General features: G+C 69.5%; 26 protein-coding genes. 16 read left to right on the top strand and 10 right to left on the bottom strand.

The features are described from left to right. Nucleotides 1–326: 326 nt before the first annotated feature. The 4 genes from H0B54_RS00930 to H0B54_RS00945 all read right to left on the bottom strand — a co-directional run bounded on the left by H0B54_RS00930 (nt 327) and on the right by H0B54_RS00945 (nt 3665). Nucleotides 327–770 (bottom strand): (deoxy)nucleoside triphosphate pyrophosphohydrolase, encoded by a 444-nt coding sequence (locus tag H0B54_RS00930; RefSeq protein ID WP_188258881.1) that lies wholly within the window; start codon nt 768–770, stop codon nt 327–329. Further along, nucleotides 770–1291, bottom strand: a complete 522-nt coding sequence (locus H0B54_RS00935) for a GNAT family N-acetyltransferase (RefSeq protein ID WP_188258882.1) — start codon at nt 1289–1291, stop codon at nt 770–772. The genes H0B54_RS00930 and H0B54_RS00935 overlap by 1 nt, the downstream gene beginning before the upstream one ends. A gap of 28 nt (nt 1292–1319) precedes the next feature. Next, the gene (argJ, locus tag H0B54_RS00940) at nt 1320–2558 is read right to left on the bottom strand and encodes a bifunctional glutamate N-acetyltransferase/amino-acid acetyltransferase ArgJ (RefSeq protein WP_188258883.1); all 1239 of its coding nucleotides are present in this window, start codon (nt 2556–2558) and stop codon (nt 1320–1322) included. 156 nt (nt 2559–2714) lie between these two features. Next, a complete protein-coding gene (locus H0B54_RS00945) occupies nt 2715–3665 on the bottom strand; it encodes a peptidylprolyl isomerase (protein WP_188258884.1) in 951 nt (316 codons plus the stop codon). Between the two features lie 417 nt (nt 3666–4082). Here H0B54_RS00945 and secA point away from each other — a divergent pair, with 417 nt between their 5' ends. The 3 genes from secA to H0B54_RS00960 all read left to right on the top strand — a co-directional run bounded on the left by secA (nt 4083) and on the right by H0B54_RS00960 (nt 9207). Continuing rightward, nucleotides 4083–6833, top strand: coding sequence for a preprotein translocase subunit SecA (gene secA, locus H0B54_RS00950; RefSeq protein WP_188258885.1), 2751 nt, complete (start codon nt 4083–4085; stop codon nt 6831–6833). Nucleotides 6834–6968: 135 nt separating this feature from the next. Beyond that, a complete protein-coding gene (gene mscL, locus H0B54_RS00955) occupies nt 6969–7415 on the top strand; it encodes a large conductance mechanosensitive channel protein MscL (RefSeq protein WP_188258886.1) in 447 nt (148 codons plus the stop codon). 253 nt (nt 7416–7668) lie between these two features. Next, a complete protein-coding gene (locus H0B54_RS00960; RefSeq protein WP_246472194.1) occupies nt 7669–9207 on the top strand; it encodes a DEAD/DEAH box helicase in 1539 nt (512 codons plus the stop codon). A gap of 266 nt (nt 9208–9473) precedes the next feature. Here the strand turns inward: H0B54_RS00960 and H0B54_RS00965 are convergent, their stop codons facing one another. Both H0B54_RS00965 and H0B54_RS00970 read right to left on the bottom strand, forming a co-directional pair. Beyond that, nucleotides 9474–10481: a cobalamin biosynthesis protein gene (locus tag H0B54_RS00965; protein ID WP_188258887.1), complete on the bottom strand. Its 1008-nt coding sequence runs from the start codon at nt 10479–10481 to the stop codon at nt 9474–9476. Nucleotides 10482–10488: 7 nt separating this feature from the next. Beyond that, a complete protein-coding gene (locus tag H0B54_RS00970) occupies nt 10489–11052 on the bottom strand; it encodes an ankyrin repeat domain-containing protein (protein WP_188258888.1) in 564 nt (187 codons plus the stop codon). A gap of 104 nt (nt 11053–11156) precedes the next feature. On the opposite strand from H0B54_RS00970, the gene H0B54_RS00975 reads away from it, so the two are divergent. From H0B54_RS00975 to H0B54_RS00985, 3 genes are all read left to right on the top strand, one after another. After that, nucleotides 11157–11303: a hypothetical protein gene (locus H0B54_RS00975; RefSeq protein WP_172428305.1), complete on the top strand. Its 147-nt coding sequence runs from the start codon at nt 11157–11159 to the stop codon at nt 11301–11303. A gap of 83 nt (nt 11304–11386) precedes the next feature. Then, nucleotides 11387–11992: a general stress protein gene (locus H0B54_RS00980; protein ID WP_188258889.1), complete on the top strand. Its 606-nt coding sequence runs from the start codon at nt 11387–11389 to the stop codon at nt 11990–11992. A 92-nt stretch (nt 11993–12084) separates the two neighbouring features. Beyond that, on the top strand, nt 12085–12852 hold the full coding sequence (locus H0B54_RS00985; RefSeq protein ID WP_188258890.1) for a sulfite exporter TauE/SafE family protein: 768 nt from the start codon (nt 12085–12087) through the stop codon (nt 12850–12852). Nucleotides 12853–12870: 18 nt separating this feature from the next. Here the strand turns inward: H0B54_RS00985 and H0B54_RS00990 are convergent, their stop codons facing one another. Beyond that, nucleotides 12871–13767 carry a methyltransferase domain-containing protein gene (locus H0B54_RS00990; RefSeq protein WP_188258891.1) on the bottom strand — a complete coding sequence of 299 codons (897 nt, stop codon included), beginning with the start codon at nt 13765–13767 and terminating at the stop codon, nt 12871–12873. Nucleotides 13768–13861: 94 nt separating this feature from the next. Here H0B54_RS00990 and H0B54_RS00995 point away from each other — a divergent pair, with 94 nt between their 5' ends. The 4 genes from H0B54_RS00995 (at nt 13862) to H0B54_RS01010 (ending at nt 16070) form a co-directional block, all read left to right on the top strand. Continuing rightward, complete coding sequence (locus H0B54_RS00995) at nt 13862–14128, top strand: flagellar biosynthetic protein FliQ (protein ID WP_094301628.1); 267 nt, start codon at nt 13862–13864, stop codon at nt 14126–14128. Between the two features lie 13 nt (nt 14129–14141). Beyond that, on the top strand, nt 14142–14885 hold the full coding sequence (locus tag H0B54_RS01000) for a ComF family protein (RefSeq protein WP_188258892.1): 744 nt from the start codon (nt 14142–14144) through the stop codon (nt 14883–14885). Nucleotides 14886–14973: 88 nt separating this feature from the next. After that, nucleotides 14974–15237, top strand: a complete 264-nt coding sequence (gene grxC / locus H0B54_RS01005; protein ID WP_188258893.1) for a glutaredoxin 3 — start codon at nt 14974–14976, stop codon at nt 15235–15237. Further along, nucleotides 15234–16070, top strand: coding sequence for a carbon-nitrogen hydrolase family protein (locus H0B54_RS01010; protein WP_188258894.1), 837 nt, complete (start codon nt 15234–15236; stop codon nt 16068–16070). Before grxC ends, H0B54_RS01010 begins: the two co-directional genes overlap by 4 nt. A gap of 7 nt (nt 16071–16077) precedes the next feature. Here H0B54_RS01010 and H0B54_RS01015 read toward each other — a convergent pair whose 3' ends face one another. Then, entirely contained in the window at nt 16078–16704 is a 627-nt protein-coding gene (locus H0B54_RS01015; RefSeq protein WP_188258895.1) for a class I SAM-dependent methyltransferase, read from the bottom strand. A 111-nt stretch (nt 16705–16815) separates the two neighbouring features. On the opposite strand from H0B54_RS01015, the gene H0B54_RS01020 reads away from it, so the two are divergent. The 5 genes from H0B54_RS01020 (at nt 16816) to H0B54_RS01040 (ending at nt 22159) form a co-directional block, all read left to right on the top strand. Then, a complete protein-coding gene (locus H0B54_RS01020) occupies nt 16816–17340 on the top strand; it encodes a DUF1178 family protein (protein ID WP_188258896.1) in 525 nt (174 codons plus the stop codon). 218 nt (nt 17341–17558) lie between these two features. Continuing rightward, a complete protein-coding gene (locus H0B54_RS01025) occupies nt 17559–17861 on the top strand; it encodes a DUF485 domain-containing protein (protein ID WP_094301634.1) in 303 nt (100 codons plus the stop codon). Beyond that, nucleotides 17861–19579 carry a cation acetate symporter gene (locus tag H0B54_RS01030; protein WP_188258897.1) on the top strand — a complete coding sequence of 573 codons (1719 nt, stop codon included), beginning with the start codon at nt 17861–17863 and terminating at the stop codon, nt 19577–19579. The genes H0B54_RS01025 and H0B54_RS01030 overlap by 1 nt, the downstream gene beginning before the upstream one ends. 117 nt (nt 19580–19696) lie before the next feature. Further along, entirely contained in the window at nt 19697–21529 is a 1833-nt protein-coding gene (locus H0B54_RS01035) for a putative nucleotidyltransferase substrate binding domain-containing protein (RefSeq protein ID WP_211109101.1), read from the top strand. A 30-nt stretch (nt 21530–21559) separates the two neighbouring features. Further along, entirely contained in the window at nt 21560–22159 is a 600-nt protein-coding gene (locus H0B54_RS01040) for a 3'-5' exonuclease family protein (protein WP_246472196.1), read from the top strand. Between the two features lie 7 nt (nt 22160–22166). Here H0B54_RS01040 and H0B54_RS01045 read toward each other — a convergent pair whose 3' ends face one another. Further along, nucleotides 22167–23855, bottom strand: a complete 1689-nt coding sequence (locus H0B54_RS01045; RefSeq protein WP_188258899.1) for a sensor histidine kinase — start codon at nt 23853–23855, stop codon at nt 22167–22169. Between the two features lie 166 nt (nt 23856–24021). On the opposite strand from H0B54_RS01045, the gene mtnA reads away from it, so the two are divergent. Next, on the top strand, nt 24022–25128 hold the full coding sequence (mtnA, locus tag H0B54_RS01050; protein ID WP_188258900.1) for an S-methyl-5-thioribose-1-phosphate isomerase: 1107 nt from the start codon (nt 24022–24024) through the stop codon (nt 25126–25128). 24 nt (nt 25129–25152) lie between these two features. Here the strand turns inward: mtnA and H0B54_RS01055 are convergent, their stop codons facing one another. Further along, nucleotides 25153–25617: a DUF4126 family protein gene (locus H0B54_RS01055; protein WP_343068873.1), complete on the bottom strand. Its 465-nt coding sequence runs from the start codon at nt 25615–25617 to the stop codon at nt 25153–25155. Nucleotides 25618–25624: the final 7 nt, after the last annotated feature.

The raw sequence follows: 25624 nt of genomic DNA on the forward strand, positions 1-25624 counted from the left end.
ATCACCCGATTCGTGAAGTCGCAATCCGGAAAGAGCGTGGGGACAAGGGTGGCGCATCGCGTGACGCGGGAAAACGGTGGCGCGACTGCATCCGGTCGCGTGTAAGGTGAAAGCGGCGGGTGGAATAGGCCACCCGCCGTTTCGAAAGGAGAAAGAGGCATGTCAAAAATGCCCTTTTTCCTGGTGCTCCAGTGGCGGCGATGGCGGATCGAAATCCGCATCACCGTTGGCTAGGCACTAGGAGCGTGCCGATGGGTGTTCACAGCACCTGCCGGCCACTCCCGACAAGGTAGCGCAATTCCCCCGCGTTGCAAATCCCCAACCGGTTACAACAGGTCGCGCAGCATCGCCACCAGCGGCACGTCGGCGGGGGGCATGGGGTAGTCGCCCATGCGGTTCGGGTAGACCCAGGCGAGCTTTTGCCCCTCCCGCGCCATCACGTCGCCTTCCCAGACGCGGCAGACGAACAGCGGCATCAGCAGGTGGAATTTTTCGTAGCTGTGCGAGGCGAAGGTGAAGGGGGCAAGGCAACTCGCCGCGGTGTCGATGCCCAGTTCCTCCTTCAGTTCGCGGACCAGCGCGGCCTCCGGCGTCTCGCCTGCGTCGACCTTGCCGCCGGGAAACTCCCACAGCCCGGCCAGCGACTTGCCGGGCGGGCGCTGGGCCAGCAGGACACGGCCGTCGGCGTCCACCAGGGCCACCGCGACGACCAGCAGGGTCGGCAGGGAACCGGGGACCGGGGTGGAGGAAGGGTCGAAGCAGGCCGGCATCACGCGGTCTCCTGGGTGAGAAACCGCCAGCGTCCGGCGGTCAGTTCGTAATGGTCGGCGGCGCCCTGCGGCGTGAAGCCGACCGTCTCCAGCACGCGGCGGGAGCGGTGGTTGTCCGGGGCGATCCGCGCCCACAGGCGGGGCAGGCCCAGCGCGAAGGCGGCGGGAACGACGGCCCGCAGCATCTCCGTGCCATAGCCGATGCCCTGATGCGGCCGGCCCAGCCAATAGCCGACCTCGCCGTCCGCCAGGATCACCCCGATGCCGCCCACCGGTCGCCCATCGTCCTTAATAAGGACCGCAAGCAGGTCGAGCGACACACGCTCCGCCCGGTTGCGGGCGGCCAGGGCGACCCAGGCGCGCCCGTCCTCCGGGCCGTAGGGATGGGGAACGCGGGCAAGCCAGCGCGCCACCTCCCAGTCCCCGATCAGCGGCACGAAACGCTCCACATCCTCCATGCGGAAGGGGCGGAGCGTCAGCCGCGCCGTGTCGAGGCGGTCGGGCAGGGGCGCGCCGGTCATGACGTCAGGGTCGGTCTCGGCTCCGGTCTCAGCTGCGGTAGGAGCCGTTGATGTCGATGTAGCCGTGGGTCAGGTCGCAGGTCCAGACGCGGGACTTGCCGGTGCCGATGCCCAGGTCGATGTGCACGTCGATCTCCTGGCCCTTCATGTGGGCGGCGACCGGCGCCTCGTCGTAGCCCGGAACTTCCATGCCTTCGGCGCAGATCAGCGTGCCGCCGATGGTGATCTTGATGAGGTCGCGGTCGGCCCGCTCGCCGGCCCGTCCGATGGCGGCGACGATGCGGCCCCAGTTGGCGTCCTCGCCTGCGAGCGCGGTCTTGACCAGCGGGGAGTTGGCGACGGTCAGGGCGATGCGCTTGGCGGCGGCGTCGCTCTCGGCGCCGACCAGCGTGATGGAGACGAACTTGGTCGCCCCCTCGCCGTCGCGCACGATCTGCAGTGCGAGGTCGAGCATCACCTCTTCCAGCGCCTTGCGGAACGCGGCCAGCTCCGGCGCCTGGGCGTCGGTCACCGGGGCGTTGCCGGCCTTGCCGGTGGCGAACAGAAGCAGCGTGTCGCTGGTCGAGGTGTCGCCGTCCACCGTGATGGCGTTGAAGCTGCGTTCGGTGAACTCCGACAGCATGGACTGCAGCGCCGGGGCGGCGATGGCCGCGTCGGTGAAGATGAAGCCCAGCATGGTCGCCATGTCCGGGGCGATCATGCCGGAGCCCTTGGCGAAGCCGCTGATCGTCACCGTCGTCCCGCCGATGGCGACCTGACGGGTCGAGCCCTTGGCGAAGGTGTCGGTGGTCATGATGGCCCGCGCACCGGCTTCCAGCGCCGCCGAGTCGTCCTTCAGCGCCGGGACCATGCCCGGCAGGACCTTGGCGATGGCGTCGGCGGCCAGCGGGATGCCAATCACGCCGGTGGAGGCGACATAGACCTCGTCGGTGGCGCAGCCGGCGATCGTCGCCGCGGCCTCGACGGTCGCCTGGACGGTGGCGTCGCCGGCCTTGCCGGTGAAGGCGTTGGCGTTGCCGGCGTTGACCACGACCGCGCGGGCCGAGCCGCGGGGCAGGCTGTCGCGGCACCAGATCACCGGGGCGGAGCAGGTCAGCGACTTGGTCAGCACGCCGGCCACCGTCGTGCCCTCGTCGAGCACGGCCAGCATCAGGTCGTCGCGGCCCTTGTATCGGATGCCGCTGTTGGCGGTGGCGATGCGCACGCCCGCCACGGGCGGGAGCGTCGGGAAGCCGGCGGGTGCCAAGGGGGAGACGGTCGTGGCCATGGGGACGGGCTCGCGGTTCTGGTGGAGCGGGGGGTGTCGGGGGTGTCAGGTGCTTGCCCCCTCCCTTACCCTCCCCCGCTTCGCAGGGGAGGGGACCAAACTCCCTCCCCTGCGTCAGCGGGGGAGGGCCGGGGTGGGGGCAACCGGTGCCGGGCCTTAGTTCTTCTTCGGCTCTTCGGCCTTGGGCGCGGCCGGGGCCGGCTCTTCCTTCGGCATCGGCGAGCCGTCGAGCTGGAAGGTCTCGACCTTGGCGACCTTGCGCAGATCGTCGACGACGTTGGTCACGATGTCCTTGCTGAGCTGCTGCTCGAGCTGCGGCTTGACCTCGTCCAGGGACGGCTGCGGCTGGGTGCGCTTGTCCTCGACCTTGATGATGTGCCAGCCGAACTGCGTCTTCACCGGCTCCTTGCTCACCTCGCCCTTCTTCATGGCGAAGGCGGCGTCGGCGAAGGGCTCGACCATCGTGTCCTTGGTGAAGTAGCCGAGGTCGCCGCCCTGCTCGGCGGCCACCGGGTCCTTCGACTTCTCCTTGGCGAGCTTGGCGAAGTCGCCGCCCTTCTTGAGCTGGGCGATGATCGCCTTGGCCTCGTCCTCCTTCTCGACGAGGATGTGGCTCGCCTTCACCTCTTCCTGGGCCGGGTTCTGCTTCAGGAAGGCCTGATAGGCCTCGTCCAGCTTGGCCGGGGTGATGCGCGACTGCACTTCCTTCTGGATGTAGGCGCGCTGCACCGCGCGCTCCTCGGCGCGCTTGATCTCGTCCTTGACCTCCGGCGTGCCGGCGAGGTTGGCCTTGTAGCCGGCCTCGGCCACCAGCTTGGAGTTCACGAGCTGCTCGATCACCGCCGGGTAGATCATCTCCAGCGGCATCTGCTGCACCTGCGGCGGAAGCTGGGCGACCATGCGCTGGACGTCGGAGCGGTGGACCGCCTCGCCGTTGACGCGCGCCACCACCGGATCGGCGTCCGCTGGGGCCGGGGCGGCCTGCGCGGCGGGAGCGGGCGTGGCCGCGGGAGCCGGAGTCGGCGCCGGAGTCTGGGCGTGGGCGGCCAGCGCGAGGCCGCAGGCGGCCATCGACAGCAGGGCGGCGCGGAACACTCGATTCACCATGGAGTCTTTTCCTTCCGGCGGATGTGTCTTGTCACGGTCAATGGCATGACAGAACGTCTTATGATTGGCGGCGGCCGTTGATTGGCGGTGGCTGTGCGGACGATCCGGCCCCGCGCCCGAATCCGCGGGGGATTAAGCATGGGTTCGCGGCGCGGGGCAAGCGGTCGTGATGCGCGGCCGTGACGCCTTGCTTCGGCGTCTTGCTTCGACCGTGTTCAAGGCGATATGGCGGCGGAACGGTGGTGCTTCCAGGGCGCGCTACACGCCGATCCACATCCCCGGCAGGGCCGGCACCCCCGCGATGCACGCCGCAAAGGGCCGGGCAAAGGGGCGGGTCTCGTTGACAGAAACTTGCTTCGGGCCTATGTGAGACCGGTCAAAAAGCCGGCTTCACGACGTTCCACCCCCGAGGTTTTCATGTTCGGTGCTCTCGCCCGCAAGATTTTCGGCACCGCCAACACGCGCACCGTCAAGGCGCTGCAAAAATCCGTCCAGCAGATCAACGCGCTGGAGCCCGAGTTGGCGGCGCTCTCCGACGACGCGCTGCGCGCCCGCACCGACTGGCTGCGCGGCCGGCTGTCGCAGGGCGAGACGCTCGACGCCATCCTGCCCGACGCCTTCGCCACCGTGCGCGAAGCGGGCAAGCGCGTGCTGGGGCAGCGGCACTACGACGTGCAGCTGATGGGCGGCATGGTCCTGCACCAGGGCAAGATCACCGAGATGCGCACCGGCGAAGGCAAGACGCTGGTCGCCACGCTGGCCGTCTATCTGAACGCGCTGGAAGGCAAGGGCGTCCACGTCGTCACCGTGAACGACTATCTGGCCTCGCGCGACAGCGCCTGGATGGGGCGGATCTACGGCTTCCTCGGCCTGACCACCGGCTGCATCGTGCACGGGCTGGACGACGATGAGCGCCGCGCCGCCTACGCCGCCGACATCACCTACGGCACGAACAACGAATTCGGCTTCGACTATCTGCGCGACAACATGAAGTTCCGGCTGGAGGACATGGTCCAGCGGCCCTTCAACTTCGCCATCGTGGACGAGGTCGACTCGATCCTGATCGACGAGGCGCGCACCCCGCTGATCATCTCCGGCCCGTCCACCGATTCGTCGGAGATGTACGTGCAGGTGGATCGCCTGATCCCGCAGCTGACGCGGGACGACTATGAGATGGACGAGAAGAACCGCACGGTCAGCCTGTCCGAGGCCGGGCAGGAGCATATGGAGCAGCTTCTGTCCGAGGCCGGGCTGCTGAAGTCGGGCGGGCTCTACGACATCCAGAACGTGGCGCTGGTCCACCACGCCCAGCAGGCGCTGCGCGCCTACACGCTGTTCCAGCGCGACAAGGACTACATCGTCAAGGATGACAAGGTCATCATCATCGACGAGTTCACCGGCCGCATGATGGAGGGCCGCCGCTATTCGGAAGGCCTGCACCAGGCACTGGAGGCCAAGGAGAAGGTGACGATCCAGCGCGAGAACCAGACGCTCGCCTCCATCACCTTCCAGAACTACTTCCGCATCTACCCGAAGCTGGCCGGCATGACCGGCACGGCGATGACCGAGGCGGCGGAGTTCGCGGAGATCTACGGCCTTGAGGTCGTGGACATGCCGACCAACGTGCCGGTCCAGCGCAAGGACATGGACGACGAGGTCTACCGCAAGGCGTCGGAGAAGTACGACGCGATCATCGACCTGATCGAGGATGCCCGCAAGCGCCAGCAGCCGGTGCTGGTCGGCACCACCTCCATCGAGAAGTCCGAGCTGATCTCCGAGCTGCTGAAGAAGCGCGGCATCCCGCACAACGTGCTGAACGCCCGCCACCACGAGCAGGAAGCCTACATCGTCGCGCAGGCCGGGCGTCCGGGCGCCGTCACGGTCGCCACCAACATGGCGGGCCGCGGCACCGACATCCAGCTCGGCGGCAACGTCGAGATGCGCATCCAGATGGAGCTGGCCAACCTGCCGGACGGGCCGGAGCGCGACGCCAAGATCAAGCAGATCGAGGCCGAGGTGGCCGAGGCGCGCGAGCTGGTCAAGCAGGCCGGCGGCCTCTACGTCGTCGGCACGGAGCGGCACGAGAGCCGCCGCATCGACAACCAGCTGCGCGGCCGTTCGGGCCGCCAGGGCGATCCGGGTGCCTCCAAGTTCTTCCTGTCGCTGGACGACGACCTGATGCGCATCTTCGGGTCGGAGCGCATGGACGGCATGCTCCAGCGTCTGGGCCTGAAGGAGGGGGAGGCGATCATCCACCCCTGGATCAACAAGGCGCTGGAGAAGGCCCAGACCAAGGTCGAGGCCCACCATTTCGAGGTCCGCAAGAACCTGCTCAAGTTCGACAACGTCATGAACGACCAGCGCAAGGTCGTCTATGAGCAGCGCCGCGAGATCATGGACACGGAGGACATCGCCGAGACCGTCCTGGAGATGCGCCATCAGGTCGTCTCCAACATGGTCAATAAGGCGATCCCGCCGAACTCCTACTCCGAGGCCTGGGACATCGCCGGCCTGCACGAGGAGGTGAACCGCCTCCTGGGCATGGACCTGCCGGTCGCCGACTGGGCCAAGGAAGAGGGCATCGCCGAGCCGGAGATCGAGGAGCGCGTCCGCGAGGCCGCCGACCGCAAATACGCGGACAAGGTGGAGACCTACGGCGCCGAAACGATGCGCCACGTGGAGAAGAGCCTGCTGCTGCAGATCCTCGACCAGGAATGGAAGGATCACCTGCTCCAGCTCGACCATCTCCGCCAGGGCATTTCCCTGCGTGCCTACGCTCAGAAGGACCCGCTGAACGAGTACAAGCGGGAAGCCTTCGAGCTGTTCGAGACCATGCTGTCGACCCTGCGCGAGCAGGTGACCGCCGTGCTGATGCATGTCGAGATCCGCATCGCCCCGCAGCCGGAGGAGCTGTACGCCCGTCCGCCGCAGGAGATGCACGAGGGCCGCGACGATCCGGCGCTGGCGATGGCCGAGGCCGGAGCCGGGGCCGCTCAGGGCTACCCGCCCGCCGACGCGCCTCTGCCCGCCGGCATGGTCCGTCGCGAGGCCGCCGCCTCGGTGGTGCCGGGGGCCGACCCCAACGCCTGGGCGAACACGCCGCGCAACGCGCCCTGCCCCTGCGGCTCGGGCCAGAAGTACAAGCACTGCCACGGCAAGGTCGGGTAAGCGCCGCCGCGAAGAACGCCGTCCGGGACGTTCCGGAAGGGGCCGGGCCGCAGGGTCCGGCCCCTTTCCTTTTGCGGCCCTGGAAACTTCGGCTGGGCTGTGGCGTTCTTCCGATCGACAAGCGGGAGCGCAGCCATGTTGCAGGAATTCAAGACCTTCATCAGCCGCGGCAACGTCGTGGAACTGGCCGTCGGCATCATCATCGGCGCGGCCTTCACCGGCATCGTCAACTCGCTGGTTAAGGACATGCTGATGCCGCCCATCGGCTGGGTCATGGGCGGGATCGACTTCTCCAACTACTTCCTGAACCTGTCCGGCGGCCATTACGAGAGCCTCGCCGCGGCGGAGGCGGCGGGGGCGGCGACCATCAACTACGGGCGCTTCATCAATGCCCTGATCAACTTCTTCATCGTGGCGGGGGCGCTGTTCCTCATCGTGCGTCAGGTCAACCGCCTGCATTTCCTGAACGATTCCAAGCCGAAGGCGCCGCCCCGCCAGGAGGTGCTGCTGGAGGAGATCCGGGATGCGCTGCGCGCACGGCAGGCACCCGCCCCGGGGGACACAACTCGACCGGGGGCGTGAAAGAATCTTCTTGGATTGTGCAGCGCAACCCATTATGTAAGGCGTCTTGATCGCTGGAGGCTCGCGCGTCTCTTGAGCGAGACGCGCTTTGATATTGCGGGACGGCCTTCCTTGGGACCCGGTCGCCCGTTGCTTCGGACAGACGCCTCTCCCTCTTCCGACCTCCTCCCGGCGAAAACGCCGGCGTTCCACCGCTCACCATCCTGGTGCGGCGGCCGTGCGCCGTCTTGGTCCTGAGGAAAGGTTACCCTACTTGTCGTCCATCGAAATCACCGCCGCCGACGCCCTCGTTGTCGAGACCGTTGCCACCGAGGCCTCTGTCACCGAGACCGCCGTCGCCGACGAAACCGTGACCGACACCACTGAAACCGTCACCCCCAACGCTTTCGCCGGGCTGGGCGTCCACCCGCTCGTCGTGAAGGCGCTTGAGGCGTTCGAATACAACACCCCGACCCCGGTCCAGGCCGAGGCGATCCCGCCGGCCCTGGAAGGCCGCGACATCCTGGCGACCGCCGAGACGGGCACCGGCAAGACCGCCGCCTTCATGCTGCCGGCCCTGACCCGCACCGTCGAGCTGCCGCGCCTCGGCGTCGCCGCCCCGCGCGTGCTGGTGCTGGCCCCGACCCGCGAGCTGGCCAAGCAGGTCACCGACGCGGCGCGCAAGTACGCCAAGTTCATGAAGTACAACATCGTGGACGTGGTCGGCGGCATGCCCTACCGCGACCAGCTCCGCCTGCTGTCGCGCGCCGTGGACGTGATGGTCGCCACGCCGGGCCGCCTGCTCGACCACGTGTCGCGCAACCGCATCGACCTCAGCGCCGTCGAGGTGCTGATCCTGGACGAGGCGGACCGCATGCTGGACATGGGCTTCCTGGACGATGTGGAAACCATCGCCAAGTGCTGCCCGGACAACCGCCAGACGCTGCTGTTCACCGCCACGCTGGACCGCCGCATGGCCCAGCTCGCCGGCAACCTGCTGCGCAACCCGGTGCGCGTCGCCGTGGAAAGCGCGACCACCTCGGTGAACGTCGAGCAGCGCCTGCACCATGCCGACGACATGGACCATAAGCGCCGCCTGCTGAAGCACTTCGCGGACCTGCCCGAGGTCGGCAAGGCGATCATCTTCGCCGCCACCAAGCGCGACGCCGATGCGCTGGCCGAGGAGCTGAGCGACGCCGGCCACGCCGCCGCCGCCCTGCACGGCGACATGGACCAGTTCAAGCGCAACCGCACGCTCCAGCGCCTGCGCACCGGCCAGGTCCGCCTGCTCGTGGCGACCGACGTGGCGGCGCGCGGCATCGACGTGCGCGACATCACCCACGTCATCAACTTCGACCTGCCGCGCTCGGCGGAGGACTATGTCCACCGCATCGGCCGCACGGGCCGTGCGGGCGCCTCGGGCGTGGCGATCTCCTTCGCCGCCCGCGCCGACCGCGACGCCCTGTTCCGGATCGAGCGTTACACCGGCACCCGCCTCGACATCCACGTCGTTCCGGGCCTGGAGCCGCAGCGTCCGTTCCAGACCGGCGGCGGCGGTCGTCCGGCGGGTCGTTCGGGTGGCCGTCCGGGTGGCGGCAACGGCGGCGGCTACAACAAGAAGCCGTGGGTGCGCAACGCCAACGGCGGTGCCGAGGGCGGCAAGCCGAACGGCGCCCCGGGTGGCCGTCCGCAGGGCCGTCCGATGAACCGCAACGAGCATGGCCGCAGCGACCATGCCCGCAACGAGCACGGCGGTCATGCCCGCCGCGACTCCCAGGGCGGCAAGCCGGCGCACCGGGCGTCCAAGTGGTAACAGCGGTTCGCCGCTGACATGAAAAAGGCGCGGTCCCTCGGGATCGCGCCTTTTTTCTTGGGCCGGTGGTTTTCACGGGCAAGTCGGGGCATGGCGGGCAAGATTTTTCACGGATTTCACGGAATCTTTATTAACAATAATTAATAAAAACCACGCGTCCCTCGCGCGGAGCACCAAGGGGACGGTGGAACGATCAATAAAAATCCGTGCATTCCGTGAAATCGTCCGTGCAATCCGTGCGGCGTCTTGTCCCCCGCTCCCGCGCTTTACAGACCCGCGATCCCCCACAGCAGCAGCGCCACCAGCAACGCCAGGATCAACCCGGCCACGGCGTAGACCGCCAGCGCCCGCCCGATGTCGGCGGCGGTGGCGCGGGCGCGGCCCTCGCCGATCCAGGGTTCGGTGATGACCACGCCGCCGTCGCGGTGCGGCCCGCCCAGCGCCAGACCCAGCGCGCCGGCCATCGCGGCGGTCGGCCAGCCCATGTTGAGGGAGGCCGCCTTGCCGCCGTCCCGCATCATCGTGCGGAAGGCGCCGCCGGCCCTCGCCCCGGCGAAGGGCGCGGCCAGCGCCAGGAGAACCGCCGCCAGCCGCGCCGGAATGGCGTTCAGCGCGTCGTCCAGCCGCGCCGCGGTCTGGCCGAAGCGCGCGTGCCGCACGCCGGCGTGGCCAAGCGCGGTGTCGGCGCCGTCCACCACCGCCCAGACCAGCAGGCCGGGCACGCCCAGCAGGGCGTAGCCGAAGACCGGGGCCACCAGCTTGCGGGCGAAGCCCTTGGCAGCGGCTTCGATGGCGGCGCGGGCGATGCCGTGCTCGTCCAGGCTGAAGGCGTGGCGGCGGGTGAGGGGAGCGACGGCGTCCCGCGCCGGGGCGACGCCGCCCTTGTCCAGGGCACGGCGCACCGCGCGCACCCGCGCCCAGGCGCTCCGCCCGCGCAGGGTGGCGAGGATCACCGCCAGTTCCAGCAGCCAGCCGCGGCTCTGCGCGCCGATCCGCTCGACGATCAGGCCGACGGCGACGGCGGCCAGCACGAGGGCCAGCACGACGAGAGCGCCGCGCAGCAGGCGGGCGGTCTTGCCGCGCTCCATCCGGTTCAGCCGCCGGTCGGCCCAGGCGCAGACGCGTTGCGCCAGCGCCGTCGGGTCGGGAAGGACGCGTCCGATCCAGTCGCCGGCGGCGGCGTCGATGGCCAGGGCCAGCAGCAGCAGGAACAGCGGCCCCGGACCGTTCAGGGGGGCGGCGCCGAGGACGGAGGTGAGCAGGGCGTCGCCCATCGCGGCCTCAGCGCGCGCCGGCCTGGCGCAGCATGTTCGCCACGCGGGCGTTGCGGCTGTCCTGCGCCCAGCTCAGCGTCGTGCGGCCGGTGAAGTCGGAGCGGTCGGCCTGCGCTCCGGCCTTCAGCAGCCGCTCCACCAGATCGACGCGGCCGAAGCGCGCCGCGGTCATCAGCGGGGTGATGCCCTGGCGGTTGTCCTGGTCGACCTTGGCGCCCTTGGCCAGCAGAAGGTCCACCGCCTCCGGCGCGTCGGCCTCCACCGCGTAGTGCAGCGGGGTGTTGCCGGACTTGTCGGCGCGGTTGGGGTTGGCCCCGCCGTCCAGCAGAAGCCGCACCAGCTCCGGATGGCCGTTGCCGATGGCCACCAGCAGGACGGGGCGCCCGCTGGCGTCGACCTGATTTGGGTTCTCCCCCTTCAGCAGCAGCAGCCGCAGCGCGCTGGCGTCGTTGGACGTCACCGCCTTGACCATGGAGGGGCCTTCCAGGAGGTTGATCTGGGCCAGGGCCGGCGCGGCGACGGGGGCGGTCAGACCGAGGGCCAGCAGGCTGAGCATCAGCAACCGTTTCATGGCGCGTCCTTTTGTGCGATCCGTGTGTGATCCGTCTTTCGGCCGGGGATACTATCCAGTTTGGCCCGGTTTGGCGACGGAGACCCGCTGCAATGGAGCCGCCCATGGTCCGCAACCCGCTCGCCCGCCACATCGCCCTGTTCCTGGCGGTGAAGGCTGCGCTGATCGCGCTGGGCCTGTGGTGGTTTTTGGGGACCATGCCGGAGCCGCGGGGCGTGGTGACCCCGCCCGCCGCCGCGGGAAAGCCCTGACGCGGCTTGCTCTCCCGGTGGGAACCTCCGCTCGGCGCCCATGGTTGAAGCTCAACCGGGAAGCGCAACAGGGGACGACCGCCATGACCTTCGAAAACGATGTGAACGCGAACCGCTCCGGCGGCAATCTGCGCGGCGCCGTGCGCGAGGCCGTGGGCATCTTCGCCAGCCGCGACGCCCTGCAAAAGGCGGTCGACGAGTTGACCCTCGCCGGCTTCCAGCGCCATGAGTTGAGCGTGCTCGCCAACGACCAGACCATCCGCGACCATCTCGGCCATGTGCCGCAGCGGGCGGAGGACATCGCCCACGATCCCAACGCGCCGCGCCAGTCCTACGTCTCGCCGGAGGACGTCGGCAGCGTGAAGGGCGTGGCGGTCGGGTTCCCCGCCTATGTCGGGGCGATCCTGGCGACCGGCGCCGTCCTGGCGACCGGCGGCACGGCGCTGGCCGCGGCGGCGGCCGCGGCGGCGGCGGGCGTGGGCGGCGGGGCAATGGGCTCGGTCATGTCGAACTGGCTGACCGACAAGCGCAACGAGCCGATGCTCCAGCACCTCGACAAGGGGGGCATCCTGCTGTGGGTCAATCTGGCCGACGCCGGGCGGGAGCAGCAGGCGCTGGAGATCATGAACCGCCACGCCGCCCAGCCGGTGGAGGTGCATGAGGTGGCGCAGGCGGGCTCCGAGGGGTGAGCGAGGGGGCGTCCAGGCTCCGTTGACTCAGGTCATGGCCTTCGCGGCGGGCTTCCCCTATACACGGGCGGTCTTCCAACCGGAGGTCCGCCTTGGACGCCCATTCGGCCCTGTCGCTTCTCGAAGCCGGCCTCAACCAGTGCGCCGTCGTCATCGACCGCGACGGCGGGCTGCTGGTCGCGCTGCTGACCGCGGGGCTGGTCGGGGGATCGACCCATTGCGCGGGCATGTGCGGCCCCTTCGTCCTGGCCCAGGTCACCGCCCGGCTGGAGCAGGTCCCGGCCTCGCGGATGAGCGAGTTCCACCGGCTGGCCGGGGCGGCGGTGCTGCCCTACCATCTGGGGCGCGGCACCACCTACACGCTGATCGGCATGGCGGCGGCGGCGGTCGCCGGCCATGTCGGGGCGCTGCCGGGTCTGAAGTGGCTGTCGGTGGCGCTGCTGGCCTTCGCGGCGCTGTTCTTCCTCGGCTATGCGGTGAAGGGGCTGACCGCCTGGGTGCCGAGGCTCGACGGCGCGGTGCAGCGCTGGTGGGGCGACCGGGTGTCCCGGCTGGCCCGGCCGCTGTTCGGCAACCCCACGGGCTGGCGCGGCTACGCGCTGGGGCTGGCGCTCGGCTTCATCCCCTGCGGTCTTCTTTACGGTGCGGTGGCGGTGGCCGCGGCCAGCGGCAGCGCGCTGACCGGGGCGCTGGGCATGGCGGCTTTTGCCCTCGGCACGCTGCCGAGCCTGCTGGCGGTCGGCCTCGCCGGGCATCTGGCGGGGCGCACGTGGCGCTCCGCGGTCGCGCGGGCGGCGCCGGTCATCATGGTGGTGAACGCCGGGGTGCTGGGCTGGATGGCGATCCGGATGATCGGGTGAACGCCTTCCCGCTCTGGATCACTGAAGCCTGTCCGCCGACCCCTTCAGCGCCTCGCCCAGCGGGATCTCCCCACAACCGGGCTTGAGCGGCTGCTGCTGGCTCTCGTGCGGCGACCAGCCGGCCAGATAGAGGATCTGGAAGGTCGCCTCGATGCGCCCGTCCGGCTCGGCGTAGCGCTCGGCGTAGCGGCGGGCGGCGTCGAACAGCAGGGCGCGGGTGGCCGGCACCTTGCGGCGGGCGAGGACGGCGTTGGTCTCGCCCATGCCGCGCAGGTCGTGCATCAGGCGGAAGGCGTCGCTGTAGGTGACGGTGATGACGTCGCTGTCCACCACCGGCAGGGCGAAGCCGGCGCGCTGCATCAGCCCGCCGACGTCGCGGATCTCGGCGAAGGGCGACACGCGGGGCGACACGCCGCCGGCCACCTCCATCTCCGCCTCGTACAGGCAGCGGCGCAACTCCAGCAGCGTTTCCCCGCCCAGCATGGCCGCGCAGAAGAAGCCGTCGGGCTTCAGCGCCTGCCGCACCTGGACCAGCGCTCCCGGCAGGTCGTTGACCCAGTGGAGGCTGAGGTTGCTGACCACGAGATCGAAGGTCTCCGGCACGAAGGGCAGGAACTCCTCGTCGGCGGCGACGGCCAGAGGGCCGGCCCGCCGGGCGAAGCCAGGGGAGAGGTCGCAGGCGACCAGCGTCTCGACGCCCTTGCGCCCGCGCAGCGTCCGCCCCATCACCCCGTCATGGGCGCCGAGGTCGAGCACGGTGGGAAAGGGCCGGGCCACATCCTCCAGCCGGTCGACGAGGCGTTCGGCCACCTCCTCGAACAGGAAGGCGTGCTCGGCGAATGTGGGGACGGCGCGGTCGCGGCGGCGGCGGACGAGCGCGCGGTCGAAGACGGTCATGCTGTCGGGCGTGGTCATGCCCGCAATATAGCCCAGCCCTGGCGGGCTACAACCATCGGCGAGAGGGCGGGGCTGTGCTATGGTCGGCCCCGAACGTCGCGGGAGCTTGTCCATGGGCATCGAGGAAGCCATCGGAGCCACTTATGAGGCGCTGATCGTCATCATCAAGATCACCACCCCGGTCCTGGTGGTCACCACGGTGCTCGGCATGCTGATGACCATCTTCCAGCAGGCGACCAACGTCAACGAATCGACGCTGCAACAGGATCTGAAGATCTTTGCGACGCTGGCGCTTCTGTTCATCACCGGGCCGGCGATCTACATCGCGCTGCGCGACTACACCTTCGTCATCTTCGACCGCATCGCCGGTCTGAACTGAGGGACGCGCCGCCATGGCCCTTCCGCAGCGGCTGGCGACCAAGGTTTTAGGGGGAATTCTCGACACGCTGCTGCCGCCGCGCTGCCTGTGCTGCGGCGGGGCGGTGGACCGGCAGGGCGGGCTGTGCGCGCCGTGCTGGAGCGGACTGACCTTCATCGCGCCGCCCCTCTGCGCCTGTTGCGGCACGCCCTTCGACTTCGCGCTGGAGGGGGAACCGCTGTGCGGCGCCTGCATCGCCGAGCCGCCGGTCTTCGCCCGCGCCCGCGCCGTCCTGGCCTATGACGACGGCAGCCGCCCGCTGGTCCTCGGCTTCAAGCACGGTGACCGCATCCACGCCGCCGGGGCCTACGGCGCGTGGCTGGCCCGCGCCGGGGCGGAACTGCTGGCCGACGCCGACCTGCTGGCCCCGGTGCCGCTGCACCGCCTGCGGCTGTTCCGGCGCCGCTACAACCAGGCGGCCCTGCTGGCCCAGGCGGCGGGCCGGCAAGCCGGTCGCCCGGTGCTTCCCGATCTGCTGGTCCGCCGCCGCGCCACTCCGTCGCAGGGCGGGCTGGACCGCTCGGGGCGGCGGCGGAACGTCAAGGGGGCCTTCGCGGTCCGGCCGGGACTGGAGCCGCGGGTGGCCGGCAAGCGCATCGTCCTGGTGGACGACGTGCTGACCACCGGGGCCACCCTGTCGGAATGCGCGCGGGTGCTGCTGCGCGCCGGAGCGGAGCGGGTGGACGCGTTGACCCTGGCGCGCGTCGTCAAGACGTGAGCCGTGAACGTGAGCCATGAAAACGTAACGGGTGACGCCGTGCGGCGGTTGATCTTATAACCGTTCAAAACAGCCAAGGAGCCCACGCATGGCCGACGTCGTCATCTACACCACGCCCTTCTGCCCTTATTGCTCGCGCGCCAAGCGTCTGCTCGACAGCAAGGGGGTGGCGTATGAGGAGATCGACCTCTACATGCATCCGGGCCGCCGCGAGGAGATGGTGCAGCGGGCCGAGGGGCGCATGACCGTGCCGCAGATCTTCATCGACGGGAAGCCCTACGGCGGCTCCGACGATATCCACGCGCTGGACCGCGCCGGCAAGCTCGATCCGATTCTGGGAATCGGGGGATGAGCGGCGTCCTGAAGGCCGCCTGCGTCCAGGTCAACGCGGGCACGGAAATCCTTCCGAACCTTCAGGCGGCGGGCGATCTGGTCCGCCGGGCGCGCGACGCCGGGGCGGACTTCATCGCCCTGCCCGAGAATGTCAGCATGATCGTGCAGGGACGCGCCAAGGTGCTGGAGCGGGTGAAGCCGGCGGACGAGCATCCGGCGATCCCCTTCTTCGCCGATCTGGCGCGGGAGACCGGGGCCTGGCTGCTCGCCGGGACGCTGGGCGTCCTGCTCGACGACGGGCGGGTGGCGAACCGCAGCCATCTGTTCGACGCCGAGGGGCGGACCGTCGCCCACTACGACAAGCTCCACATGTTCGACGTGGACCTGAAGGGCGGGGAGAGCTACCGCGAATCCGCGACCTTCCGGCCCGGCGACCGCGCGGTCCTGGCCGCCACGCCCTGGGGCGGGGTGGGCATGACCGTCTGCTACGACCTGCGCTTCGCCTATCTCTACCGGGCGCTGGCCCAGGCGGGGGCGTCGATCCTCACCGTGCCGGCGGCCTTCACCGTGCCGACCGGACGGGCGCACTGGCACACGCTGCTGCGCGCCCGCGCCATCGAGACGGGCTGCTTCGTCCTGGCCCCGGCCCAGACCGGCAGCCACGACCAGGGGCGGCTGACCTACGGCCATTCCCTGATCGTCGCCCCCTGGGGCGAGGTGCTGGCCGACGCGGAGGAGGCGGTGGGCTTCGTCCTGGCCGAGTTGGACATGGCCCGCGTCGAGGAGGCCCGTCGCATGGTGCCGGCCCTGACCCACGACCGGACCTTCACGCTCGACCGGGTCGGCTTCTGAGCGGCCGTTACGTCGGCAGGGGGCGGGGCTCCGGGTCGCCGTCCAGGCCGTTCCCGGCCTCCAGGTCATTGACCGCACACAGCCGCTGCACCACCGCCGCCTTGGGCGAGGCGACCTCGCCATGCTCGTAGGCGATGACCTGGAGACGGCCGTGCGCGACCTCCAGAAGCTCGCCATTGCGCAGCAGGAAGGCGGGGGAGGCGGGGCGGCCGAAGCGGGCGTTGCCCAGCGCGAAGGTCTCGTAGAGCAGCAGGCCGCCCGGTTCCAGCGCGTCGAGGATGGCGGGGAACAGCGGGCGGTGCAGGTAGTTGGTCACCACGATCGCGGCGAAGCGGCGGTCGCGCAGCAGCGGCACGGGAGACCCGTTCTCCAGATCGGCCTCCACCAGCTCCACCCCCGCCGTCCCGGACAGGTCGGCCACCCCGCGCAGGTCGCGGTCCAGCCCGGCCACCGGGTGGTTGCGCGCCTGGAACAGCCGCAAATGCCGCCCCGACCCGCAGGCGAGGTCGAGGACCGGGCCGCCCGCCCGCACCAGCGGCGCGAAGCGCGCGACCCAGGGAGAGGGCGGGCTGATCGCGGCGTGGGGCGATCCGGCGGAGGACGGGGTGGACAAGGGATGGATGCTCCCGCTCATGTCGTGACGCGTGTTTGACCGCGACGCCGGGGTCGTGCTGAACTGGCAACCGGTCCCTGACCATATACCATGACCATCCGGTCTTCTCACCTTGGAGCATCCGACGGGGACATGATCCTCTTCGTTCTGAAATGCACGGCCGACCACCGGTTCGAGGCCTGGTTCCGCAACGGCGACGCCTACGAGACGCAGGCCGCCGCCAAAGCCATCGCCTGCCCGGTCTGCGGCGACACGCACATCACCAAGGCCCCCATGGCCCCGCGCATCGCCAAAGGCGGACGCGCCAAGGACGATGCGGCCCGGGACGGCGGCACGCCGGAGGCGGCGCCCACGGCGGGTGGCGCCGTGGCGGCCCCCAAGGCTTCCCCGACCCCCGAAACTTTGCCCGTGCCGGCGGAACTGCGCGAGCGCTTCGCGGCGGAGGTCATGCGTCAATTGACGGAAATTCGCCGAACGGTTGAAACGAACTGCGATTACGTCGGGGATCGCTTCGCCGAGGAGGCGCGGCGCATCCATTATGGCGAGACCGATCCGCGCGGGATCTATGGCGAGGCCACCGACAAGGAAGCGGAAGAGTTGAAGGAGGAAGGTGTGACCTTTGGTCGCATACCTTGGCTTCCGCGGACCAATTCTTAAGCCTAAGCCTCACGATATTTCGTGCATCCCTTGCCCTTTCGCTGCCATGGGTTTGTGAGCGAGCCTCCGGAACAACGGCCGCGGGCTGCGTCAAGCCGCTTTTTAGCGGTTGGCCTGCATCAAAGTTGTTGACGGGATAGTTCGTTACAAAGACCATATGGTCCGAGTGTCTAATATGACCTTGCAAAAATCGCTCGGCACTCGCGAGGGGACGCACTATGAAAGAAAACGCTCAGAGGATTCTCGCGAATCCTAAGTTTCAGGAGCTGGTGCAGAAGCGTAGCGCATTCGCGTGGACGCTTTCGATCGCCATGCTCGTCATCTACTTCGGCTTCATCCTGCTGGTCGCCTTCGGAAAGGGGTTCCTGGGTACCCCGATCGGCAATGGCGTGACCACCTGGGGTATCCCTGTCGGCCTCTTCACCATCATCTCGGCCTTCGTCCTGACCGGCATTTACGTGCACCGGGCGAACGGCGAGTTCGATGAGCTGAACCGGCAGATCATGGAGGAGTCGAAGTGATGCGTTCGCTGGTCAATCGTGTGGGCGTCGCGGCCGTCGCGGCCAGCGCGCTCATCCCCGCGTCGGTGCACGCGGCGGCGGTCGAAGGCGCGGTTCAGAAGCAGGCGACGAACTTTTCGGCGATCGTCATGTTCCTGATCTTCGTGCTGGCCACGCTCGGCATCACCTACTGGGCGGCGCGCCGCACGAAGTCGGCGAAGGACTTCTACGCCGCCGGCGGCGGCATCACCGGCTTCCAGAACGGCCTCGCCATCGCCGGCGACTACATGTCGGCGGCGTCCTTCCTCGGCATCGCCGGCCTCGTCTACACCTCCGGCTTCGACGGCCTGATCTTCTCGGTGGGCTGGCTGGTCGGCTGGCCGATCATCCTGTTCCTGGTCGCTGAGCGCCTGCGCAACCTCGGCAAGTACACCTTCGCCGACGTGGCCTCCTACCGCTTCCAGCAGACCCCGATGCGCACGATGGCCGCCTGCGGCTCGCTCGCCACGGTGACCTTCTACCTGATCGCCCAGATGGTCGGCGCCGGCAAGCTGATCCAGCTGCTGTTCGGCATGGACTATCTGTGGGCGGTGGTGATCGTCGGCGTCCTGATGATCGCCTACGTGACCTTCGGCGGCATGCTCGCCACCACCTGGGTGCAGATCATCAAGGCGGTGCTGCTGCTGTCGGGCGCGTCCTTCATGGCCTTCGCGGTGCTCGCCAAGTTCGGCTTCAGCCCGGAGGCGATGTTCTCCACGGCCGTGCAGGTCCACCCGAAGGCGACCGCCATCATGGCGCCGGGCGCCCTCATCACCGACCCGATCTCGGCGATCTCGCTGGGCATGGCGCTGATGTTCGGCACCGCCGGCCTGCCCCACATCCTGATGCGCTTCTTCACGGTGTCGGACGCCCGCGAAGCCCGCAAGTCGGTGTTCTACGCGACCGGCTTCATCGGCTACTTCTACATCCTGACCTTCATCATCGGCTTCGGCGCCATCGTGCTGCTGCTGGCCCCGGACGCCACCGGCGCCTATCCGTTCCTCGACGCGGCCAAGCTGGCGGCGGCGGGCGGCAAGCCCAACCCGGCGATGATCATCGGCGGCTCCAACATGGCGGCCATCCACACCGCGCACGCGGTGGGCGGCGACCTGTTCTTCGGCTTCATCTCGGCGGTGGCCTTCGCCACCATCCTCGCGGTGGTCGCGGGCCTGACGCTGGCCGGCGCCTCGGCCGTGTCGCACGACCTGTACGCCTCGGTGATCGCCCGTGGCCGCGCGTCGGAGCATGACGAGATCCGCGTGTCGAAGATCACCACGGTGGTCATCGGCATCGTCTCGATCTTCCTCGGCATCGCCTTCGAGAACCAGAACGTGGCCTTCATGGTCGGCCTCGCCTTCGTGATCGCGGCCTCGGCGAACTTCCCGGTTCTGCTGATGTCGATGTTCTGGGGCCGTATGACCACCCGCGGCGCCGTTCTCGGCGGCTGGATCGGCCTGATCTCCTCGGTGACGCTGCTGATCCTGGGCCCGACCGTGTGGAAGTCGGTGCTGGGCAACCCGGCCGCCATCTTCCCGTACGACAATCCGGGCGCCTTCACGATCCCGCTGTCGTTCCTGGCGATCTGGTTCTTCTCGATCACCGACAACAGCAAGGCCGCGCAGGACGAGCGCGAGGCTTACAAGGCCCAGTACATCCGGTCGCAGACCGGCCTGGGCGCCGAAGGGGCCTCTGCTCACTAATGCGAATGGTCGCACCCGCCTTCCGCAGATGAAGGGGCTGGTGTAATCTTCAAGGCGCCTCAAGACAGCGGTCTTGGGGCGCCTTTTTTATTCACCCGCCGGTTCGTGGAGCGGATTTTGTCCGACGCCTTCGATTTCTCCGTCCCACCTTTCGACCGCCTGACCCCGGACCAGCGGCAGCGGCTTTCCGCGGCCCTCGACCTCGGCGTCTACGCCCGGGACGGCGTGATCCTGAGCCGGGACGAGCCGGCGGACTGCCTGTTCGTGGTGCGGCAGGGGCTGGTCCACGAACGCCGGGGCGGCGAGGTGGTGGCGGTGCATGGCGCCCACGACAGCTTCGACCTCCAGGCGCTGTTCTCCGACGGGCAGGCGCGCAGCTTCGTCGCGGCGGAGGACACGCTGTGCGACTTGGTGCCGCGTCCGATCCTTCTCGAGCTGGCGCACGAGAACGCCGCCTTCGGCGCGGTGATTCAGCAGGAGTTCGCGGACCGGCTGAGCGCGCTGGCCAACGAGCGGTCCAACCGCGAAACCGCCGCGCTGACGATGGCGCGCATCCGGCAGGCCTATCTGCACCCGCCGGTCTTCGTCGAGGCCGGGGCGTCCTTGCGCGACGCGGCGGCGGCGATGAAGCGGCACCAGGCGAGCAGCGTGTTGGTCCGCGACGGCGGTCCCGGGAACGGGGACCCTGGGAACGGCGGGCGCGTCGGCATCCTGACCGGCACCGACCTGCGCGACCTCGTGGTGCTGGAGGGGCGCCCGGTGGACAGCCCGGTTGGGCCGCTCGCCCGTTACGAGCTGCTGGCGCTGGACCGCGACGATCTGCTGTTCAACGCGCTGATCCTGATGACCAAGCATTCGGTGCGCCGGCTGGTCATCACCGAGCAGGGCGAGGTCGTCGGCCTGCTGGAGCAGACCGACCTGCTGGCCGTCCTGTCCAACCATTCCCAGGTCGTCGCGCTCAAGGTCGACCGCGCCGCCACGCCGGAGGATCTCGGCCGGGCCAGCCAGGACATCGTCGGGCTGATCCGCACGCTGCACGGCACGGGCGTCAAGGTCTCCTTCATCGCCGACCTCGTGACCGAGCTGAACCGCAAGATCTTCCGCCGCCTGTTCGAGCTGCTGGCGCCGCCGGACCTGCTGGCCAATTCCTGCCTGATCGTGATGGGCAGCGAGGGGCGCGGCGAGCAGCTTCTGAAGACCGATCAGGACAACGGGCTGATCCTGCGCGACGGCTATGAATGCCCGACGCTGCCGCAGGTGACCGACGCCTTCACCCGCCATCTCGTCGAATTCGGCTACCCGCCCTGTCCGGGGCGCATCATGGTGTCCAACCCGGATTGGACGCGCCCGCTGGCGCTGTACAAGGATTCCCTCTTCCACTGGATTCACCGGCCCGACGAGGCGGCGCAGATGAACCTCGCCATCTTCTACGACGCGGCGGCGGTGGCCGGTGACGCCTCCCTGCTCGCGGAGGCGAAGGGCTATCTGCTCGGCCGGCTTCAGGACAACCAGATGTTCTTCACCGCCTTCGCCCGCCCGGCGCTCGCCTTCGACACGCCGTCGGGCCTGTTCGGCGGCCTGTTCGAGCGGCGCCGCAACGAGGCGGTGGACATCAAGAAGGCCGGCATCTTCCCCATCGTCCACGGCGTCCGCGCGCTGGCGCTGGAAAAGCACATGGCGGAGACCAACACGACCGAGCGCATCTGGGCGCTCGCCGACAAGGGCGTTCTCGACCGCGGCGTGGCGGGCGAACTGGCCGATGCCTTCACCTTCCTGTCCACGCTGCGGCTGAAGGCCGGCCTGGACGGCAGCGTCTCCGGCACCCAGACCGACAACCTCGTCCGCACGGAGTCCCTGGGCAAGCTCGACCGCGACCAGTTCAAGGACTGTCTGGCGTTGGTGAAGAAGTTCAAGGAACTGCTCGCCTACCACTTCCACCTGAACCATTGACCCGCCGGACGCGCGGGGAGAGGAGGCGGCATGCCGACCGAGACCATTGCCAGCGTGGTCGCCAACGGGGCGGTGGCTGCCGCCCCCTTCGCACCCCCCGTTGCTGAAACCGTCAGCCTGCTCGGCGAGCATCCTGACCGCGCCCTGCTGCGGTCGGGTGAGGAGAGCGGGGAGCGGGTGGCGATCCATTGCGAGGCCACCTCCTTCGACGCGGCCACGGCGGATCTGCGCAGCGTCGCCGCTCTGCGCATCCGCGGCAGCCGCGTCCTGACAAGCCAGCGCCTGATCCTTTCCTTCTGGCCCACCGAACCGGCGGAGCCCGCGCTGTCCCGCCTGCTGGCCTTCATCGGCAACCGGCCGCTGGTCGGTTACTACCTGGACTTCACCGTGGGGCTTCTGGACCGGCTGGTGCAGCCGATGGTGGGCATGGCCCTGCCGAACCAGCGCATCGAGGTGTCCAGCCTCTATTACGGACGCAAGGCCAAGGCGCCCGGCAAATACGCGGTCGACCTGAGGCTGGACAGCATCCTGCGCGATCTCGACCTGCCGCCGCGCGCCGGGGAGGACGCCTATGCCAGCGCGCTCGCCGCCGCCATGGTCTATCTGCGCCTGGAGCCGCCGCGGCCCTGACAGTTCATCAAGCCGCTTTTGTCTGGGCTTTGGAGAGGGTGGGCACCGACACGATGAAGCGGGTGCCCGGTCCGCCGTCCGGCTGGCGGTCGATGGTCACCTGCGCCCCGGCCTGCTGGGCCAGCGCCCGGACCAGAACCAGCCCCAGCCCGCTCTGGCGCTTGTCGTTCGCGCGGTTCTGGGAGGCGGACGGATCGGGCGGCAGGCCGGTGCCGTCGTCGCGCACCACCATTCGCATGCCCTCGCTCCCCTCCGGCAGCAGCTCCACGCTCACCGTGCCGGGATGGCCGAGGGGGAAGGCGTGGAGCAGCGCGTTGGACACCAGCTCGCTGGCGATCAGGGCGAGCGGGGTGGCCTGATCCACGTCCAGGCTCCAGGGCTGGGGGGCGTTCACCGTCAGCCGCGCGCCGGTCGGGTTGGTCGAGCGGACCAGCCCGTCGCAGAGCTGGCGCAGATAGTCGGCGAAGTCGATGCGCGCCGGCTGGTCGGAGCGGTAGAGCAGCTCCTGCATCAGGCTCATGCACTGGATGCGGCGCAGGCTTTCGTCGAAGGCGCGGCGGGCCGGCTCGTCGATGCGGGCGGCCTGAAGGCGCAGCAGGCTGCAAATGACCTGAAGGTTGTTCTTCACCCGGTGCTGCACCTCCTTCAGCAGGACCTCCTTGTCGGTCACCGCCGTTTCGAGCTGGGCGTTGGTCTGCTCCAGCTCCGCCGTGCGCTGGTGGACCCGCTCCTCCAGCGTGTCGTAAGCGTGCTGGAGCGCGCTCTCCGCCTGCCGCTCCCGACGCGCGCGCTGAAGGGCCATCCCGCCGATCACCGACACCGCGGCCAGCGCCGCCAGCGCGTAGGAGATGTAGGTCCAGAGCTGCCCGTGCCAGCGCTCCATGACGCTGCTCACCGGAATGGCCACCTCAGCGGTCAGGGGCACGCTGTCCACCCGGCGCAACGCGGTGATTTCCGGCTCCCCGGCAGCCTCCGCCGCGGCGCTGTCGGTGGCGTCCGGCCCCTGGGTCTCGTGCAGCAGCACCGTGCCGTCGACCCGGCGCAGGGTGATGGAGCGGGCGTAGTCGAAGTCGAAGCTCTTGTAGATGTCGCGGACGTAGCGCGGCGAGACGGTGACCAGGGCCACGCCGCGGAACTCACCCGGTGCGGCGGCCAGCGGGCGCGAGAGGAGGATCAGCGGCTCCTGGCTGTAGCGGCTGTTGTCCAGCGCGGTGATGAAGAGATTTCCCCCCGCCTCGCTGCCGCCCGTCCGCTGGGCCACGAAGTAATCGCGGTCGGCGACGTTCATCGCCGGGGTGGGAAAGCGGCGGGTGGTCAGGACGGGGTTCCCTTCGGCGTCGAACAGCCAGATCGACACCAGATAAGGCGTGCCCCGCACCAGCGCCGCGTAGCGTTCCCAGCCCGCCCGGTCGCTGGGCAGCGGGGCGCCCGCCGGCCCGGCGAGCTGGACCGCCTGCTTCAGGATCAGGTCGCTGGTCTCCACCAGCCGGGCCGCGTGCTCCGCCACCAGCAGGCTGGCGTTGCCGGCGGTGTCCTGGGCGTGCTGCAGGGCCGCCGCGCGGTCGCGCAACGCGAAGCTGGCCGACAGACCGAGCGTCAGCAGCAGCGCCACCGCGCAGACCATCAGGACCAGCGCCGACCCCGGCATCCGGTAGAGCAGAGGGGAACCTTTGGATCGCAGGGCGCGCAGGGGCATGGGGACGATGCTTCGGGGCATGGAAGGTGGTGGCTTTCGTGGCGGACCAACACTTTTTTGCAGGCTCCTGTTCCCTGGGTACGCCCGTTGAACCGCGCCGCGCCACCCCCTATTGTCGCGTCGGGCCGAAAGGCCGAAGCGGCATCGAGCGCGGGGAGTATGGCGTATGAAAATCGACGGCACGGCCTACCGCACCATCTGGCTGGCGCAGGACGGCTGGTCGGTGGAGATCATCGACCAGACGCGGATGCCGCATGATTTCGCCATCGCGCGGCTGACAGACCTCGATGAGGCCGCCCACGCTATCCGCGCCATGCTGGTGCGCGGGGCGCCGCTGATCGGGGCGACCGCCGCCTACGGCGTCGCTCTGGCCATGCGGGCCGACCCGTCCGACACGGCGCTGGAGGCGGCCCACGCGCGGCTGCTCGCCACCCGCCCGACCGCGGTCAACCTGCGCTGGGCGCTGGAGCGGATGCGCGCCCGCCTGGCGCCGTTGCCGCCCGCCGCCCGCGTGGAGGCCGCCTACGCCGAGGCCGCCGCGGTCTGCGACGAGGACGTCGCCATCAACCGCGCCATCGGCGAGCATGGCGCCGCCTTGATCCGCGAGGCCGCCCGCCGCAAGGCGCCGGGCGAGCCGGTGAACGTGCTGACCCACTGCAACGCCGGCTGGCTCGCCACTGTCGACTGGGGCACGGCGCTGGCCCCGGTCTATGTCGCCTTCGAGGAGGGCATCCGCCTGCATGTCTGGGTGGACGAGACGCGCCCGCGCAACCAGGGCGCCAGCCTGACCGCCTGGGAGCTGAACCGCCACGGCGTGCCCCACACGGTGGTGGTGGACAACACCGGCGGTCACCTGATGCAGCACGGCATGGTCGACCTGTGCATCGTCGGCACCGACCGCACCACGGCGACCGGCGACGTCTGCAACAAGATCGGCACCTATCTGAAGGCGCTGGCCGCCCGCGACAACGGCGTGCCCTTCTACGTCGCGCTGCCCTCGCCGACCGTCGACTGGGGCATGGCGGACGGGGTGAAGGAGATCCCCATCGAGGAGCGCGACGCCCGCGAGGTGACCGAGCTGACCGGCGTCACCACCGATGGGCGGATCGAGACCATCCGCGTCACCCCGGCCGGCAGCCCGGCGGTCAATTACGGTTTCGACGTGACTCCGGCCCGTCTGGTGACCGGTCTGGTGACCGAGCGCGGCGTCTGCCCGGCAAGCCGGGAGGGGCTGCTGGGTCTGTTTCCGGAGCAGGGTGGCGTGTCGCGCTGACGCCCTGCTGCTCCGAAAAGCGGCTCAGGCTGCGGCGACGACGAGCAGGGCGACGACCAGCGCCACCGCGTCCTCGATCAGCGCCGCCGGCCGGTCGCGGCCGAAGGCGGCGGCCATGCGCCGGCGCGCCTCGTAGCCGAGGAGCGTGCCGGCGACCGCGCCGAGCCCGCCGGCGAGCAATCCGGGGACCCACGCCCCCGCGTCCGCGCCGATGGCCGCGCCCGCGATGGCGCCGCTGGCGATGCGGCTGGCGAAGGGGAAGGGGCGTTTGCGGCTGGGGGTGTTCGGCAACTTGTCGGTGACCAGCTCCCCCACCGCCATCGCGGTGAAGACCCAGGGCGAGACCGGGTGGCCGAGGAAGAACAGCCAGCTTCCCGACAGGTCGAGCCAGCCGCTATAGGCGGCCCAGGAGACCGCCGCCGGCGCGAGCATGGTGCGCGAACCGGCGACGGCGCCGATCAGGACGGCGAGGATCAAAGCTATCGTCACGATGGTC

The sequence above is a fragment of the Azospirillum tabaci genome, assembly GCF_014596085.1.
GTDB lineage: Bacteria > Pseudomonadota > Alphaproteobacteria > Azospirillales > Azospirillaceae > Azospirillum > Azospirillum tabaci.